At 57.9% G+C, this 14936-nt stretch carries 15 protein-coding genes; 1 reads left to right on the top strand and 14 read right to left on the bottom strand.

All coding sequences use genetic code 11. The annotated features are described in order from the left end of the window. Window positions 1–49: 49 nt before the first annotated feature. On the top strand, window positions 50–2425 hold the full coding sequence (locus tag CPPEL_RS04150; protein WP_123959954.1) for a glycogen/starch/alpha-glucan phosphorylase: 2376 nt from the start codon (window positions 50–52) through the stop codon (window positions 2423–2425). 52 nt (window positions 2426–2477) lie between these two features. On the opposite strand, the gene pyk is transcribed toward CPPEL_RS04150, so the two are convergent. The 14 genes from pyk to hisD all read right to left on the bottom strand — a co-directional run bounded on the left by pyk (window position 2478) and on the right by hisD (window position 14908). Then, window positions 2478–3896 carry a pyruvate kinase gene (gene pyk, locus CPPEL_RS04145; RefSeq protein WP_123959953.1) on the bottom strand — a complete coding sequence of 473 codons (1419 nt, stop codon included), beginning with the start codon at window positions 3894–3896 and terminating at the stop codon, window positions 2478–2480. Window positions 3897–4054: 158 nt separating this feature from the next. After that, window positions 4055–4876, bottom strand: a complete 822-nt coding sequence (gene lgt, locus CPPEL_RS04140) for a prolipoprotein diacylglyceryl transferase (RefSeq protein ID WP_221337798.1) — start codon at window positions 4874–4876, stop codon at window positions 4055–4057. A 79-nt stretch (window positions 4877–4955) separates the two neighbouring features. Then, entirely contained in the window at window positions 4956–5762 is an 807-nt protein-coding gene (trpC, locus tag CPPEL_RS04135; RefSeq protein WP_123959951.1) for an indole-3-glycerol phosphate synthase TrpC, read from the bottom strand. A gap of 87 nt (window positions 5763–5849) precedes the next feature. After that, on the bottom strand, window positions 5850–6455 hold the full coding sequence (locus CPPEL_RS04130) for a TIGR02234 family membrane protein (RefSeq protein WP_123959950.1): 606 nt from the start codon (window positions 6453–6455) through the stop codon (window positions 5850–5852). Next, on the bottom strand, window positions 6452–6817 hold the full coding sequence (hisI, locus tag CPPEL_RS04125) for a phosphoribosyl-AMP cyclohydrolase (RefSeq protein ID WP_123959949.1): 366 nt from the start codon (window positions 6815–6817) through the stop codon (window positions 6452–6454). Before hisI ends, CPPEL_RS04130 begins: the two co-directional genes overlap by 4 nt. Further along, the gene (gene hisF, locus CPPEL_RS04120; RefSeq protein WP_123959948.1) at window positions 6814–7590 is read right to left on the bottom strand and encodes an imidazole glycerol phosphate synthase subunit HisF; all 777 of its coding nucleotides are present in this window, start codon (window positions 7588–7590) and stop codon (window positions 6814–6816) included. The genes hisI and hisF overlap by 4 nt, the downstream gene beginning before the upstream one ends. Then, the gene (locus tag CPPEL_RS04115; RefSeq protein WP_123959947.1) at window positions 7569–8360 is read right to left on the bottom strand and encodes an inositol monophosphatase family protein; all 792 of its coding nucleotides are present in this window, start codon (window positions 8358–8360) and stop codon (window positions 7569–7571) included. Before CPPEL_RS04115 ends, hisF begins: the two co-directional genes overlap by 22 nt. Continuing rightward, complete coding sequence (gene priA, locus CPPEL_RS04110; RefSeq protein ID WP_123959946.1) at window positions 8357–9085, bottom strand: bifunctional 1-(5-phosphoribosyl)-5-((5-phosphoribosylamino)methylideneamino)imidazole-4-carboxamide isomerase/phosphoribosylanthranilate isomerase PriA; 729 nt, start codon at window positions 9083–9085, stop codon at window positions 8357–8359. Before priA ends, CPPEL_RS04115 begins: the two co-directional genes overlap by 4 nt. A 48-nt stretch (window positions 9086–9133) precedes the next feature. Then, window positions 9134–9763 (bottom strand): imidazole glycerol phosphate synthase subunit HisH, encoded by a 630-nt coding sequence (hisH, locus tag CPPEL_RS04105; protein ID WP_123959945.1) that lies wholly within the window; start codon window positions 9761–9763, stop codon window positions 9134–9136. Window positions 9764–9774: 11 nt separating this feature from the next. Then, a complete protein-coding gene (locus tag CPPEL_RS04100; protein ID WP_245990533.1) occupies window positions 9775–10977 on the bottom strand; it encodes an MFS transporter in 1203 nt (400 codons plus the stop codon). A 449-nt stretch (window positions 10978–11426) separates the two neighbouring features. Beyond that, window positions 11427–11627 carry a hypothetical protein gene (locus tag CPPEL_RS04095; protein ID WP_123959943.1) on the bottom strand — a complete coding sequence of 67 codons (201 nt, stop codon included), beginning with the start codon at window positions 11625–11627 and terminating at the stop codon, window positions 11427–11429. Continuing rightward, window positions 11627–12226 (bottom strand): imidazoleglycerol-phosphate dehydratase HisB, encoded by a 600-nt coding sequence (hisB, locus tag CPPEL_RS04090; protein WP_123959942.1) that lies wholly within the window; start codon window positions 12224–12226, stop codon window positions 11627–11629. The genes CPPEL_RS04095 and hisB overlap by 1 nt, the downstream gene beginning before the upstream one ends. Before the next feature lie 88 nt (window positions 12227–12314). Beyond that, complete coding sequence (locus CPPEL_RS04085) at window positions 12315–13418, bottom strand: histidinol-phosphate transaminase (protein WP_123959941.1); 1104 nt, start codon at window positions 13416–13418, stop codon at window positions 12315–12317. 176 nt (window positions 13419–13594) lie between these two features. Further along, window positions 13595–14908: a histidinol dehydrogenase gene (gene hisD / locus CPPEL_RS04080; RefSeq protein ID WP_123959940.1), complete on the bottom strand. Its 1314-nt coding sequence runs from the start codon at window positions 14906–14908 to the stop codon at window positions 13595–13597. Between the last annotated feature and the right edge of the window lie 28 nt (window positions 14909–14936).

Below are 14936 nucleotides of genomic sequence, written 5' to 3'. Positions count from 1 at the left end.
CGGTAGCATGAGGCGTGTTTTGCATTGTTGAAGATTCAAGGAGAAATATATGAGGGATTCCTCATCCGATCTGACGCAGCGCATCGCGAGCTTTGTTCGCAGCGCTTCGGGTACCGCGCCAGAAGAGGCCACTGATCGTAAATTCTGGTTCGGGCTCTCCGGGGCTGTGATGGATTCGCTCGCAGAAAATTGGGCCGAAACCACCAAGGCGTATAACGCCACCCGCCAGCAGCACTACCTTTCTGCAGAGTTCCTCATGGGTAGGGCGTTGCTGAATAACCTCACCAACCTCGAGATCGAAGAAGAGGTGGCCGAGGCAGTAAAGGCGCAAGGCCATGAGCTTTCCGACGTCCTCGAGGCCGAAAACGATGCTGCCCTTGGCAATGGTGGCCTGGGCCGTTTGGCTGCGTGCTTCCTTGATTCATGCGCTACCCAAAACTACCCCGTGACCGGCTATGGCCTGCTGTATCGCTACGGGTTGTTTAAGCAAACCTTTAACGAGGGCTTCCAGTCTGAGGAGCCAGATGCGTGGCGCGAAGACGGCTACCCCTTTACTATCCGCCGCGACAATGAGCAGCGCATCGTTCGTTTCGATGACATGACCGTGCGCGCGACTCCTTATGACATGCCCATTACCGGCTACGGCACCGACAATATTGGCACCCTTCGTCTGTGGAAGGCCGAGCCGATGGCTGAGTTTGATTATGATGCCTTCAACTCTCAGCGCTTCACCGATGCCATTGTCGAACGCGAAGCCGTCATGGATATCTGCCGCGTGCTGTACCCGAACGACACCACCTACGCCGGCAAGGTGTTGCGTGTGCGCCAGCAGTACTTCTTTGTGTCTGCTTCCTTGCAGCAGATGATCGACAATTTCTTGGCGCATCACGATGATCTGCGCGATTTTGCCAAGTACAACTGCATTCAGCTCAACGACACCCACCCGGTGCTCGCCATTCCCGAGCTCATGCGCTTGCTTCTCGACGACCACGGCATGAGTTGGGACGATGCGTGGAAGGTGACCTGCGAAACCTTCGCTTATACCAACCACACCGTGCTTGCCGAGGCCCTCGAGCAGTGGAACGTGACCATCTTCCAGCAGCTTTTCTACCGCGTCTGGGAAATCACCCAGGAAATTGATCGTCGTTTCCGCGAGCAGATGGCACAGCTTGGCCTCGACCACGAGCGCATCGAGTACATGGCTCCTGTATCAGGCGGCAATGTGCACATGGCGTGGATCGCTTGCTACGCCGCCTACTCCATCAATGGTGTGGCTGCGTTGCACACGGAGATTATCAAGGCAGACACGCTCAAAGAATGGCACGAGCTTTGGCCCGAGAAGTTCAATAACAAAACCAATGGTGTCACCCCTCGCCGCTGGCTGAAGATGTGCAACCCACGCCTGGCCGCATTGCTTACCCGCCTTGCGGGCTCGGATGCGTGGGTCACCGAGCTTGACGAGCTGAAAAAGCTGCGCCACTTCGCCGAAGACGACGCCGTGATGCAAGAGCTCATGGAGATCAAGGCCGCGAATAAGCGCGACTTCGCTCAATGGATTCAAGAGCGCGACGGCATTGAGGTTGATCCCGATTCGATCTTCGATACCCAGATCAAGCGCCTCCACGAATACAAGCGCCAATTGCTCAATGCCTTGTACATTCTGGATCTGTACTACCGCATCAAAGACGGCGAAACGGTCCCTGCTCGCACCTTCATCTTCGGTGCAAAAGCCGCGCCAGGCTATATTCGCGCGAAGGCAGTGATCAAGTTCATCAACGAGATCGCCAACTTGGTCAACAACGACCCCGAGGTGTCGAAGACCCTGCGCGTGGTGTTTGTAGAAAACTACAACGTTTCGCCTGCCGAGCACATCATCCCCGCCACCGATATTTCCGAGCAGATCTCCACTGCCGGTAAGGAAGCATCGGGCACTTCAAATATGAAGTTCATGATGAACGGCGCGCTGACACTTGGCACCCTCGACGGTGCGAATGTGGAGATCGTCGATTCCGTTGGCGAAGAAAACGCCTATATCTTTGGCGCAAAGGTTGAGCAGCTTCCCGAGCTCAAGGCGCACTACAACCCGCAGTCGGTCTATGAGACTGTGCCGGGCCTCAAGCGTGCACTCGACGCGCTTGTAGACGGCACCCTCAACGACAACGGCTCAGGTTGGTTCCATGACCTGCGCGGCTCCTTGCTCGACGGCAATGGCTGGGAAACCCCGGATGTGTACTACGTGTTGGGTGATTTCGAGTCTTATCGCGAAACTCGCGACCGCATGGCCGAAGATTACGCAGATACCCTTGCTTGGGCCAGGAAGTGCTGGATCAATATTTGCGAGTCTGGTCGCTTCTCTTCTGATCGCACCATCAACGACTATGCCCGCGAGGTATGGAAGCTTGAGGCAACGCCAATTCACCCATAATTGGCAACGCTAAAGGGGGCGGTGTGACAACACCGCCCCCTTTTTATCTGCCTTAGATGTGCAGATCTTCACCCAACAAGTGAACGTGAATCATGTTGGTGTTGCCGGATACTCCGGGAGGAGTACCTGCTACCAAAACGATCATGTCGTCGCGGTGGTAGCGGTCCATGCCGAGGAGCTGCTCGTCGATTTGTGCAAGCATTTCGTCGGTGTCTTTGACCTCGGGGGTAAGGAAGGTTTCTGCACCCCAGGTCAGTGCAAGCTGTGAGCGCACAGCTTGGTTGGGGGTGAACACCAGCAATGGCAGGTGCGAGTGCAGGCGTGCGATGCGCTTCGCGGTATCACCGGAGGTGGTAAATGCCACGATGGCTTTGGCGTTGAGGCGCTCTGCAATATCGCGCGCGGAGTAGGAGATCACGCCGCGCTTGGTGCGCGGGATGTGCGCCAGGTTTGGTACGCGTCCGTCGATTTCGGCGTAGGAGACGATACGCGACATGGTACGCACGGTGTTTTGGGGGTCAACGCCCACTGAGGTTTCACCGGAGAGCATCACGGCATCGGCGCCGTCGAGCACGGCGTTGGCAACGTCGGAGGCTTCTGCGCGGGTGGGGCGCAGATTCTCGATCATGGAGTCGAGCATCTGGGTTGCCACGATCACTGGCTTTGCGTTTTCGCGAGCGATTTGGATGGCACGCTTTTGGAACAGCGGCACCTGCTCGAGCGGGCATTCCACGCCGAGGTCGCCGCGGGCGATCATGATGCCGTCGAATGCCAAGACGATGGATTCCAGTCCATCGACGGCTTCGGGCTTTTCCAGCTTGGCAATCACGGGAAGGCGGCGGCCTTCTTCGTCCATGATCTTGTGTACGAGTTCAACGTCGGCAGCAGAGCGCACGAAGGACAAGGCGATGATGTCTACGCCGAGGTTGATGGCGAAGCGTAGGTCGCGGATGTCTTTTTCGGAAAGTGCGGGCACGGAGATGTCCATGCCTGGCAGGGAGACGCCCTTGTTATTTGATACCGGGCCGCCTTCTACAACGCGGCAGACCACGTCGTTGCCATCGACTTCGAGGCATTCGAGTGCAACCTTGCCGTCGTCGACAAGCAAGCGATCGCCGGCCTTGGCGTCTTTGGCCAGGTTTTTGTAGGTGGTGGAAACTCGGTCGTGGGTTCCCTCGATGTCGTCGACGGTGATGCGAACGATCTCGCCGTCTTCCCACACGGTGGCGCCGTCGGTGAAGCGGCCGAGGCGGATCTTGGGGCCTTGGAGATCGGCAAGGATGCCAACGGCCTTGCCGGTCTTATCGGTGGCTTGGCGAACCCACTTGTAGTTCTGCTCGTGGTCAGCGTGCTCGCCATGCGACATGTTCATGCGGGCAACATTCATGCCTGCCTCGACAAGCCCCTGAATTCCTTCAGCGCTTGCAACGGCAGGCCCTAGCGTACAAACAATTTTGGTGCGACGTTCCATGGTTCAAACGATAACCGCGCCTGCCTGCCTGCGCACTTTCGCTTGTCGACGATCCATGCCAATCATTTCATCCGCACTCGTGGAAAATAGCGATAAACCGGACATGAGCGGGCATACTCGGAAAAACTCCCACGGAATTAATACGGACGTGTTCTTTGTCACACCGTCTGTTTTTCGCCCCTGACTTCGGCTTCCGATTCCCTCCCCTTGGGCAAGAACACGAAGCTCACTACCGCCACAATGAACACCACAGCACTGACAATGATGTTGACGCGGAGGCCAAAAATCATCGTCGCTTCATCGACGCGGACGTGCTCGATAAAGAAACGACCCAAACAATAGCCGGCCACATACAACGCGAATACGCGGCCATGCCCCAGCCGGAAGCGACGGTCTGCCCACAACAACACAGCGAACACGAGCAGATTCCACACGATCTCATATAGGAAGGTGGGGTGCACTACGGCAATGATCTCCCCGGTGGAACGGCCCGTCAACGGCGCGTATTGGCCGGCATCATTGACTCGCTGATACAGCTCAAGCCCCCATGGCAGATCGGTAGGCCCGCCGTAGAGCTCCTGATTAAACCAGTTGCCTAAGCGCCCAATCGCCTGGGCCAAAATCACCGCCGGTGCCACTGCATCTGCAAAAGGCGCAAAGGGCACGCCCTTGATGCGCAAAAACACATACACAGCCACCGCACCGAGGGCCACTGCACCCCAAATACCAAGGCCACCATTGGTGATTTTGAGCGCGTCCACCGGATTACAGGTATCGCAAAAATACTTTTGGTGATCGGTAATCACGTGATACAAACGCCCGCCAATAATGCCGGCGATCACCACCACAATCGCCGTATCGCCTACGAGTTGCGGATCGCCACCGCGGGCGGCGTAGCGCTTTTGGGATACCCAAATGGCCACCAAAATGCCGACGATAATGCACAGGGCGTAGGCGCGAATTGGCAATGGCCCTAACATCCAAACGCCTTGGGGTGGCGAAGGAATCGAGGCTAGTAGATCGGTGCTCACAAATGTTCTCCAGGCAAGTGTTGAAACGTTAACGCGAAGGGCACGCCGGATGACGCCCGGCAGCAACCAACACCCTGCATGCTTCACGCGGGTGCTCGGCGGTGACGATACTTTCGCCAATCACCACCGCATCTGCTCCACTAGCAGCGTAGCTGAGTAATTCTTTGGCACTTCGCACACCCGATAAAGCGATGCGGAACATGTGCTTTGGCAAGCCGGGCGCAATGGTGGCAAAGGCCTCCATATTCAGCTCCATGGTGGCAAAATCTCGAGCATTGACACCAACTACCGACGCCCCAGCAGCAATGGCGCGGTCGGCCTCTTCAGGGTTTCGCACCTCTACTAACGCCGTCATGCCCAAAGATTCCGTGCGGTCGATCAACGCACTCAATCTGGCCTGATCCAACATCGCCGGGCGCAAGGTGAGCATATCGGCGCCATAGCAACGGGCTTCGTGGATTTGGTAGGGATCGACGATAAAGTCGCGGCACAACACCGGCACATCAATGGCGGCGCTAATGGCGGCCATTTCTTCTAAAGACCCCATAAAGCGCTTGGGGTCGGTGTGGCAGGCAATCAGCGCTGCTCCCCCATCAACGAGCGCCTGGGCAAGTTGTACTGGTTTTTCGATTCTTGCCAACACACCCTTGGCGGGGGTGGCGCGTTTAATTTCGGCAATTACCTCGCAGCCTGGTTGCTCGAGGGTGGCCATCACGTCCCTTGGGGCGGGGCAGGCTCGCGAACGGGCCTTGATCTCAACAAAAGATACGCGAGCTTCCCGAGCGGCGACGTCCCCTTTGACGTCGCTGATGATCTCGTGAAACACCGAAGCCATGTTGAATCCCCGTCTGTGATGTAGGCGATTGCTACTGAGGGTACTTGGCTACGGTGCTTGCAAAGAAATCGAAGCCCAACCACCTGGTTATTTCGGCTTCGCCTCGCGATCGGTCGGATCGATATCGGCATCAATGGCATCCCACAATGCGCGCTCAGAATCGGGATCTTGGGCTAATTCTTCCTCGCGCATCTGCGTGCGTTCATACTTATCTCGCTGCTCTTGACCTGGGCGCACGGCAAGCAAGACGCCGGCAAAAACACCAATCGCGCAGGCAACCAGCCCAAGGATCGGGCCGGTGGGGTGCAGATCAATCTGGTTGATTTGCGCCCAGTTGGTCAGCACCGCCACGCCTTGATCGTCACGCTCGCTTAACAGCTTGTGCATGCGCTCTGGATCAGCCTCGCTGCTTAGCACGCCAATAAACGGCAGCGCCCCCAATGCGCTCAACGCGGCAGCGGCAATGCCAATGATGCGCCGGCCAGTGCGCCTGAGCGCTAGGCCAGCGATGCAGGCGGCAGCCAAGGCCAAAGCGATCGCGGTGACTTCTTTAGACCAGGTAGCTCCGCTGACGCTGGTTTCAATCACGCCGGATTTATCGTCCTGGGCGGTTACATCAAACCACGTCATTGACGCAGCGCCGCCCAACATCCCGGCGGCTATAGCGAGCAATAAGGCTGCTGTCTTTTTCATTCGCTTCCTAACACCAAGTCGGCATCAAAGCAGGTTCTGCTGCCGGTGTGGCAGGCAGCGCCTTGCTGGGTGATCGTCAACAGCACCGTATCGCCATCGCAGTCGAGGCGAACCTCGTGCACATATTGGGTGTGCCCGGAGGTTAGCCCCTTGATCCAATATTCTTTGCGCGAACGCGAATAGTAGGTGCCTTTGCGGGTAGCAATGGTGTAGGCCAGGGCGTGTTCATCCATCCAGGCGAGCATGAGCACCTCGCCTTCTGTGGACTGCACCACCGCAGGTACGAGCCCTTGAGCATTAAAACGCACCCTTTGGGCAATGGCCGGGTCTAGCACGGCATCGGCTGGTTGCAGTTCGCTCATTGGCGCACCTCGTATTCAGCATCGATGAGCGCTTCTTTTACCTGCCCGATGCTTACTTCTCCGAAGTGGAAAATTGAAGCGGCAAGCACGGCATTGGCACCGGCTTCAACTGCTGGCGGGAAATCTTCGGCTTTGCCGGCGCCTCCTGAGGCGATCACGGGAATGCTCACCGCTTCTCGTACCGCGGCCAGCAGGTCTAGATCGAAGCCTTGTTTGGTGCCATCGCCGTCCATGGAGTTGAGCAGAATTTCTCCAACGCCGAGTGCTTCGCCTTGTTTGGCCCACTCGATGGCATCGATGCCTGCAGAACGCGAGCCGCCGTGGGTGGTGACCTCAAAGCCAGAAGGCTGTGGGGTTCCGCCTTCGGGCACGCGCCTAGCATCGACGCTTAATACGATGCATTGGGCACCAAAGCGCTGGGAAAGCTCACGCAGTAGCTCTGGGCGTGCAATGGCAGAGGTGTTCACGCTGACCTTATCGGCGCCGGCGCGCAAGAGCTGGTCTACGTCTTCGGCGCTTCTTACTCCCCCTCCCACGGTGAGCGGAATAAAGACTTGGTCTGCGGTTCTGCGGACCACATCGAGCATGGTGCCGCGGCCGTCTTTGGAGGCAGAGACGTCGAGGAAGGTAAGTTCGTCTGCGCCCTCGGCATCGTAGCGAGCAGCAAGTTCGACTGGGTCGCCGGCGTCGACAAGCCCTTGAAAGTTCACGCCTTTCACCACACGGCCTTGGTCGACGTCCAAACACGGGATTACTCGGATTGCGACAGCCATTCGGCCTCCTTATCCATGCGTGAGCGCATGATCTTCATAATGGTGCGATGGGCTTCTGGTTCACCAATAACGGCGCCAACAGCCCCTAATTCCCAGGGATTACCCCAGATATCCGTCACGGTGCAGTTCGCGGCTCTGCCCAGGGCAACACCGGCGGCATTGTCCCAAATATTAGGGCTTAAAGAGACACCCGCGGCAAACACCCCTGCTGCGGCATAGGCCAAATCGACGCCCACCGATCCAGTGATCCTTGGCCGATAGCGGGTGCAGGCTAAGTCGCCAAGCATATTCAAGCGCATGGCCTGCGGCACCGGCGAGCTCGTCTTGCTGGTGATCGTAGAAAAGCCAACATGGCCTTGACCTAGGCCGTGCGCACTATGTTCAAGCGGCATGCCCTCGCAGGTGGCGAAGTGTTGCCCCGTCAACGGCATGGCCGTGATGGCTACGCGCGGCTGCCCATCGGCTACCAGGGCAAGCAAAATGGCAGACATGGGGTTGCCGGCAGAGTAATTGGAGGTGCCGTCGATGGGGTCCACCACCCACATGGTGTTTGAGGTATCGCCGCCAAGCTCCTCGCCTACCACATCGATGCCGGTGCGCTGCTTCAAGGTTTGGCGCAGCAGCGTTTCAATTGCCAGGTCAACTTCGGTGGCAAAATCGCCGCGGCCTTTATCCAGTGCAGGCCCTGCGCCTACCCCTGAGCGAAAAAGCTCGGCGGCTTCTTCCACACAGCCTGTGGCTATGTGCAGCAGCTCAGCGTAATCACTCATAGGGCTTGGAGTGCCTCACGCAAATCAATCGTGCCTTCATATAGGGCTTTGCCAATGATGGCCGAATCGATGCCTTCTTCTTCGTACTTGGCAAGTTCGAGCACATCATCAAGAGTGCTGATACCACCTGAGGCCACGATCTTTGCGTCCGTGGCGGCAGCGACATCGCGAAGCAGATCCACATTTGGCCCGCTCATCATGCCGTCTTTGGATACGTCGGTTACCACGAAACGCTGGCAGCCTGCGGCGTCGAGTCTTTCGAGTACCTCCCAAAGATCGCCGCCATCGCTGACCCACCCTTTGCCACGGGTGCGCCACTGGCCGTCGATAAGCTTCACAGCCAGATCCACTGCAACTTTGTCGCCATATTTCGCCAGCACATCGGCGATCCACTCGGGCTGCTCTAGGGCCGCGGTGCCAATGTTGACGCGCTGGGCGCCGGTATCGAGCGCGCGCTGCAAACTTGCATCATCACGAATGCCGCCGGTTAATTCCACCTGCAAATCCAGCTTTTCGACGACCTGCGCCATCATTTCGTGATTCGATCCACGGCCAAAAGCGGCATCCAAATCCACAAAGTGAAGCCAGCGCGCCCCGGCCTCCTGCCAGCGAAGCGCCGACTCAAGGGGGCTGCCATAGGATTGCTCGGTGCCTGCCTCACCTTGATTCAGGCGCACGGCTTGGCCATTAACCACATCGACTGCGGGAAGAAGCGTAAAGGTCATAGCCAATTAGTGTAGCTGGCACATCTGGTGCGCCACAGGAAGGTCCACCTAGAGGGTGCGCACCCAGTTCTTTAGCAACTCCGCGCCGGCATCACCGGATTTTTCAGGGTGGAACTGCGTGGCCCACAGCGGACCATTTTCTACCGCGGCCACAAAACGATCCTGTTCATGGCGTGCCCAACTCACCATCGGAGGGGTGGTGAGGTCATCGCCTTCGAACACCCAATCGCGCACCCCATAGGAGTGAACGAAATACATCCGCTCATGTTCAATGCCGCGGAACATCTCACTGCCTTCGGCCACATCAACGGTATTCCAGCCCATGTGCGGCAGCACGGAGGCTTCAAGGCGTTCGACCACACCCGGCCATTCACCAGTGCCCTTGGCTTGCACACCGTGCTCAACGCCTTGATCAAAAAGGATCTGCATGCCAACACAAATCCCCATCACCGGACGCCCACCGGCGAGGCGTTGGCCGATCATGCGGTCGCCGTAGACCTCTCGAAGCCCCTGCATGCACGCGGCATAAGCGCCAACGCCTGGCACGAGCAAACCATCGGCTGAGAGCACCACGTCTGGGTCATTCGTTACTTCGACCTCTGCGCCCACACGCTCAAGGGCTCGTTGAGCCGAACGCAGATTGCCGGAGCCATAATCAAGCAGCGCCACAGTTTTCATAAGCGCTGATCCTACCGGAGGGCTTCGCGTTCGCCGGCGCTGAGCTTGGCCAGTGCCCTACTTCTGCGCACACGGTCAATAACTTCGGCCGTAATACCCAGCACCACCAGCATCGCTCCGCACAAGAAGGCGCCCGTATAGCCATGCGATGCGGCAACGATGCCTAAGGTGATAGCGCCGATGCCGGTGCCGGTATCAAAGGATGCATTCCACACCGTGGAGGCAGAACCTAGACGCTCGCGCGGCACGCGCAGGAACATTTCTAGCAGTGCATCGTTTTGTACGAGCCCGAAACCTGCACCAAAACAGACAGCGGCCATGATTAACAGCCACAATGGCAGGCTCCAGGCAATAACCGCGCACATGCCAGCCATGCCCACAGAAGACATCGCCAGGCCAGGCAGCATTCCAAGGCCTGCTTTGTTCTGGCGATCCGCAATCGAGCCAGAGATATAGCGCGATACAAGCTGCGCCAAACCGACAATCGAGAGCATCATGCCAGCAATGGAGGCACCGCTGACGGGATCAGCCTCGCGCACCGAGGCCGGCAAGAAACTTGATACGGCACCATAGCCCATAGAAACGCTGGCCAAAGCAATCGCAGGGGCAATAGTTACTTTCATACCTTTGCGCCTTGGCCTGCGCACCACACGCATGGTCACCCTGCGGCGCAAGGAGACTTTCTTCACCGCGGGGTCGTGCTCAGGCGACCACGGTTCAGGCCGCTCCGGTTCTACCGAGGGAATCCAGATGCACATTACTGCTGCCAACAAAGCCACCGCGGCGGCTAAGAGCAACACGATGTTCATGGATACGCCAGCGTCGAGAAGCCAAAGCCCCACCGGCAAGAACACCATCTGAGAAGCTCCGACAAACACGCCAATCAAACCGGAGGCCTTGCCCAACATGCCAGCGGGAACCAATTGGCCAACCAGGGCATACTGCGCCACGCACAATGCGCCGAAACCGACGCCCCTTAACCCTGCAACGATCAACACAGAAGGCGCGGCGAAGCTGAACATGTGCCATAGCGCGGGCAAACCAAGCAGCAAGGCGGCAACGAGCATTACGGGGCGAAAACCGAAGCGCTGCACCAGACGATTCGTGATCAACTGCGTTGCCACCGTCACGGCCATGAACACGCCGGTGGCCAAACCCGCCAAGGTATCCGTGCCGCCGTGGGAAATCACCGCAAGCGGAATCACGGGAAGCAGTATGGAAAAAGCCGCAAAGGCCGCCGCTACCGCAATAATCGTGGGCATGAGCCCAGGTAAGCGAAGCACCGCCGATGCTGTTGAGCGTTGAGCTTCATTGACACGATCTTGAACAGCGGTGGCAGCGATGATTCACCTCCGGGGTGACGATGGGACAAATCGGGCAAAATGAATGACCCCGAAGAATGCTTCGGAGCCTGAGTTTTTTAGGTGATCTGCCACCGACACTATCCCCTGCTGCAAAGAAGTCAATTCAAGCTGCAGCAATGCCCCCGGATGCGTCACTTCAAACCCCATCACACCACCAGGGCTCCAGGCGCACCGTGTGTGGTTTCTGGCAGCAAGCAGCATCGCTTTTCGACGCAACCCGCGTGGCAAAAACTACGCACGCCGAGTCAAAGGAGCGCTATTTGCCAGCTTCGCTGCGACTTAGGAGGGATCGCTGCGACTTAGGAGGTATAAAAGCCGATGGCCCACACGATGCCTGCGGCAGCGGCCATCGCAGCGCAACCGCCGAGGGCAACGCCTAGGAATTTAGAATGGTTGCGATATACCGTCCATGCACCGCCAACGAGAAGCCCCGCCAGCAGGAAGAGGATATAAATCAGCACAACGTTGCCGGTATTAGGTGTTTCTTGAGCAAGAATCATCAGAGTGCTCCCTTGGTGGAAGGAATGCCTTCAAGGCGCCCATCAGGACCTACTGCCTCGCGGATCGCTCGGGCCACGGCCTTAAATTCCGCTTCGGTGATGTGGTGCGGATCGCGGCCATAGTGGCACAGCACATGCAAGGTGATCTTCGCGTTCAGTGCGAGCGACTCAAAGAAGTGCTCGTTGATCACCGTGGCGTAGTGCCCACCAATGACCGTGTGCACCATTGCCTCTGGTTCACCGCGCATCACAAAATAGGGGCGCCCGGAAAAGTCCACCACTGCCTGGCACAACGCTTCATCCATGGGCAGATCAAAGGAGCCGAAGCGGCGAATTCCCTGCTTATCCCCTACCGCCTGGGCAATTGCTTGGCCGAGCACAATGGCGGTGTCTTCCACGGTGTGGTGGGCATCAATGTGGGTATCGCCTTTGGCTTGGACATCAAGGTCAAAGGCTCCGTGCACGCCGAATGCGGTGAGCATGTGGTCGAAAAATGGCACCCCGGTGTCTACTGAGACTTGGCCAGTGCCGTCGAGGTTGATGCTGACAGTGATATCGGATTCGCTAGTGGTGCGTGTGACGGTGGCAGTGCGCGTCATCGCTGCTCCTTAAAAAAACGGGCTGAAAAACCTCTGGCGGGCTGTGCGTTGGTTGATCAGCGCTGGGGGCTGGTGCTGGGTGCTAGGGCTAGTGCTGGGTTGCTTCCATGATCGCACGGGCGGCGTTGATGAATGCATCGTTTTCTTCTACCAATCCGATGGTCACTCGCAGATAGCCTTCAACACCTACGTCTCGAATAAGCACCCCTTGGTCAAGGAATGCTTCCCAGGCTTTGTGCTGATCTTCGAATGAGCCGAAGAAGATGAAGTTGGATTCGCTCGGTACTACTTGGTAGCCCATGGATTCGAGTGCTGCCGCGACTCGTTCGCGCTCCTTGGCCAATAAGGCCACGGTGCCGAGCGTTTCTTCGCTGTGACGCAGCGCCACAATCGCGGTGATCTGCGCTAGAGAAGAAAGGTGATAGGGCAAGCGCACCAGCATCACTGCCTGAACAAACGCAGGATCGGCCACAAAATAGCCAAGCCTGCCGCCGGCAAAGTCGAAGGCTTTGCTCATCGTTCGAGATACTACGAGCTTCGCGGGGAAACGCTCGATCAGTGTGACTGCCGATGGGGTATCTGAAAATTCCGCATAGGCCTCATCAACGATCACGATGCCCGGCGCGGCCTCAATGATGGTGGCGATATCTTCAAGGCTGGTGACATCACCGGTCGGGTTATTTGGGGTGGTAATAAAAATGACGTTGGGCTGGTGCGTGGCAATCGCTGCTAAGGCTGCATCGATATCGATGCGGAAATCCTTAGCGCGTGGGCAGGCAATGAACTCCGTTTGGGTGCTCTTGCTCAAAATCGGGTGCATGGAGTAGCTCGGGGTAAAACCGAGCGCGCTTCTTCCTGGGCCGCCGAAGGCTTGGAGGAGTTGCTGGAGCACCTCATTGGAGCCATTGGCAGCCCAGAGCTGCTCGTAACCTACCTGCACACCGGTTTGTTCGCTGATGTAGCCAGCCAGTGCCTTGCGTAATTCCACCGCGTCGCGTTCTGGGTAGCGGTTGAGCTCTTTGGAGGCCAGTGCTACTTCGTGTGCGATTTCTTCTACTAAGGCATCTGAGGGCGGGTATGGGTTTTCGTTCGTATTCAGGCGAACGTTCACCCGCAGTTGTGGTGCGCCATAGGCTTGTTCGCCGCGAAGTTCTTCGCGTATGGGCAGGTCATTCAAATTCAGTGTGGACACGCGTGTGCTTTCTTTTTCACTATGTTGAGCAGCGCCCTACCGTTGGTGCTTTTAAAGCAACAACAATGGAGCACAGCGTTGTGAGTCTGCAGTATTTTGGGCCGGGGTTGCTTGTGTTCTCGGTGGCAGCGAAGCCGGAGGTGGTGCCAGGTAGGTGCCACGCAGCAGGCATGTGCCTAGGAGGTGCCTAGCTGCTCGAAGCGGCAGCGGATTGCTTCTCCGTGGGCGGGAAGATCCTCGGCGTCGGCGAAGTTCACTACGTGCTCGGCAATCTCTTTCAGGGCTGCTTCGTCGTAGTGGATCTCGTTGACTGCCCTTAAGAAGGTGTGGGTGGAAAGCCCGGAGCTAAAGCGTGCGCTGCCGGAAGTGGGCAGCACGTGGTTCGAGCCTGCGGAGTAATCACCCAAGGGCACGGGGCTAAAGCCTCCGACGAATACCGCGCCCGCATGGTGGATACGGCGGGCGACATCGCGGGCGTGCTCGGTGTGGATTTCTAGGTGTTCTGCGGCATAGGCATTGGCCACGGCAATGGCTGCGTCGAGGTCGCTGACTAACACGATGCCGGACTGTTCGCCTTCGAGTGCTTGGGCTACTCGATCAGCATTGCGGGTGACTTGATAGCGCTCACTGATGGCTTGGTCTACGGCGTTAGCAAGTTGTTCGGAGTCGGTGATCAGCACTGAGGCTGCCATCACGTCGTGTTCTGCCTGACTGATCATGTCGTATGCCACCCACACCGGGTCGGCGGAGTCGTCGGCAAGAATGGCAATTTCGGTAGGGCCTGCTTCTGAGTCGATGCCTACTACACCGCGGACCAGGCGCTTGGCTGCGGTGACAAAGATATTGCCTGGGCCGGTGATCATATCGACTGGTTCGAGGTCCTCATCGCCGTAGGCCATCAGCGCTACTGCTTGGGCACCACCGGTAGCCCACACCTCTTCTACGCCCAACAGCCCGCAGGCTGCCAGGATGGTGGGGTGCGGTAGGCCGTCGAATTGTGCTTGTGCCGGTGAGGCCACCACCAGGGATTTCACGCCGGCTTCTTGGGCTGGCACCACGTTCATAATCACCGATGACGGGTACACGGCGTTGCCACCTGGTACGTAGAGGCCTACGCGTTCAACAGGAATGAAGCGTTCGGTTACTTCTGCACCTTCGGCCAAGGTGGTGGTGTGCTCGGCTGGAAGTTGTGCGGCGTGTACGGCGCGCACGCGCGCAATGGATGCCTCGAGTGCTGCTCGTACCTTCGGCTCGAGCGCTGCTACTGCTTCTTGGATGCGTTGTTGTGGCACCACGATTGACTCGGGGCGGCAGTGATCGAATTGCTCGCCGTAGTCTAGGGCGGCGGCTGCTCCACCTTCTTTTACGGCCTGCACGATTGGCTCTACCGTCGCAAGTACGGATTGCACGTCGGTGCCTCCGCGCGGCAGGGCCTGTCGTAGGCTGCGTTTGTCAATGGCTTTGCCCCGCAAGTCGATTCGATTGAGCATGCTGTGCGCGCGTTCCTTATATATCAGC

The sequence above is a fragment of the Corynebacterium pseudopelargi genome, from assembly GCF_003814005.1.
GTDB classification, from domain to species: Bacteria; Actinomycetota; Actinomycetes; order Mycobacteriales; family Mycobacteriaceae; genus Corynebacterium; species Corynebacterium pseudopelargi.
This window is presented reverse-complemented; position numbering and strand designations above follow the sequence as displayed.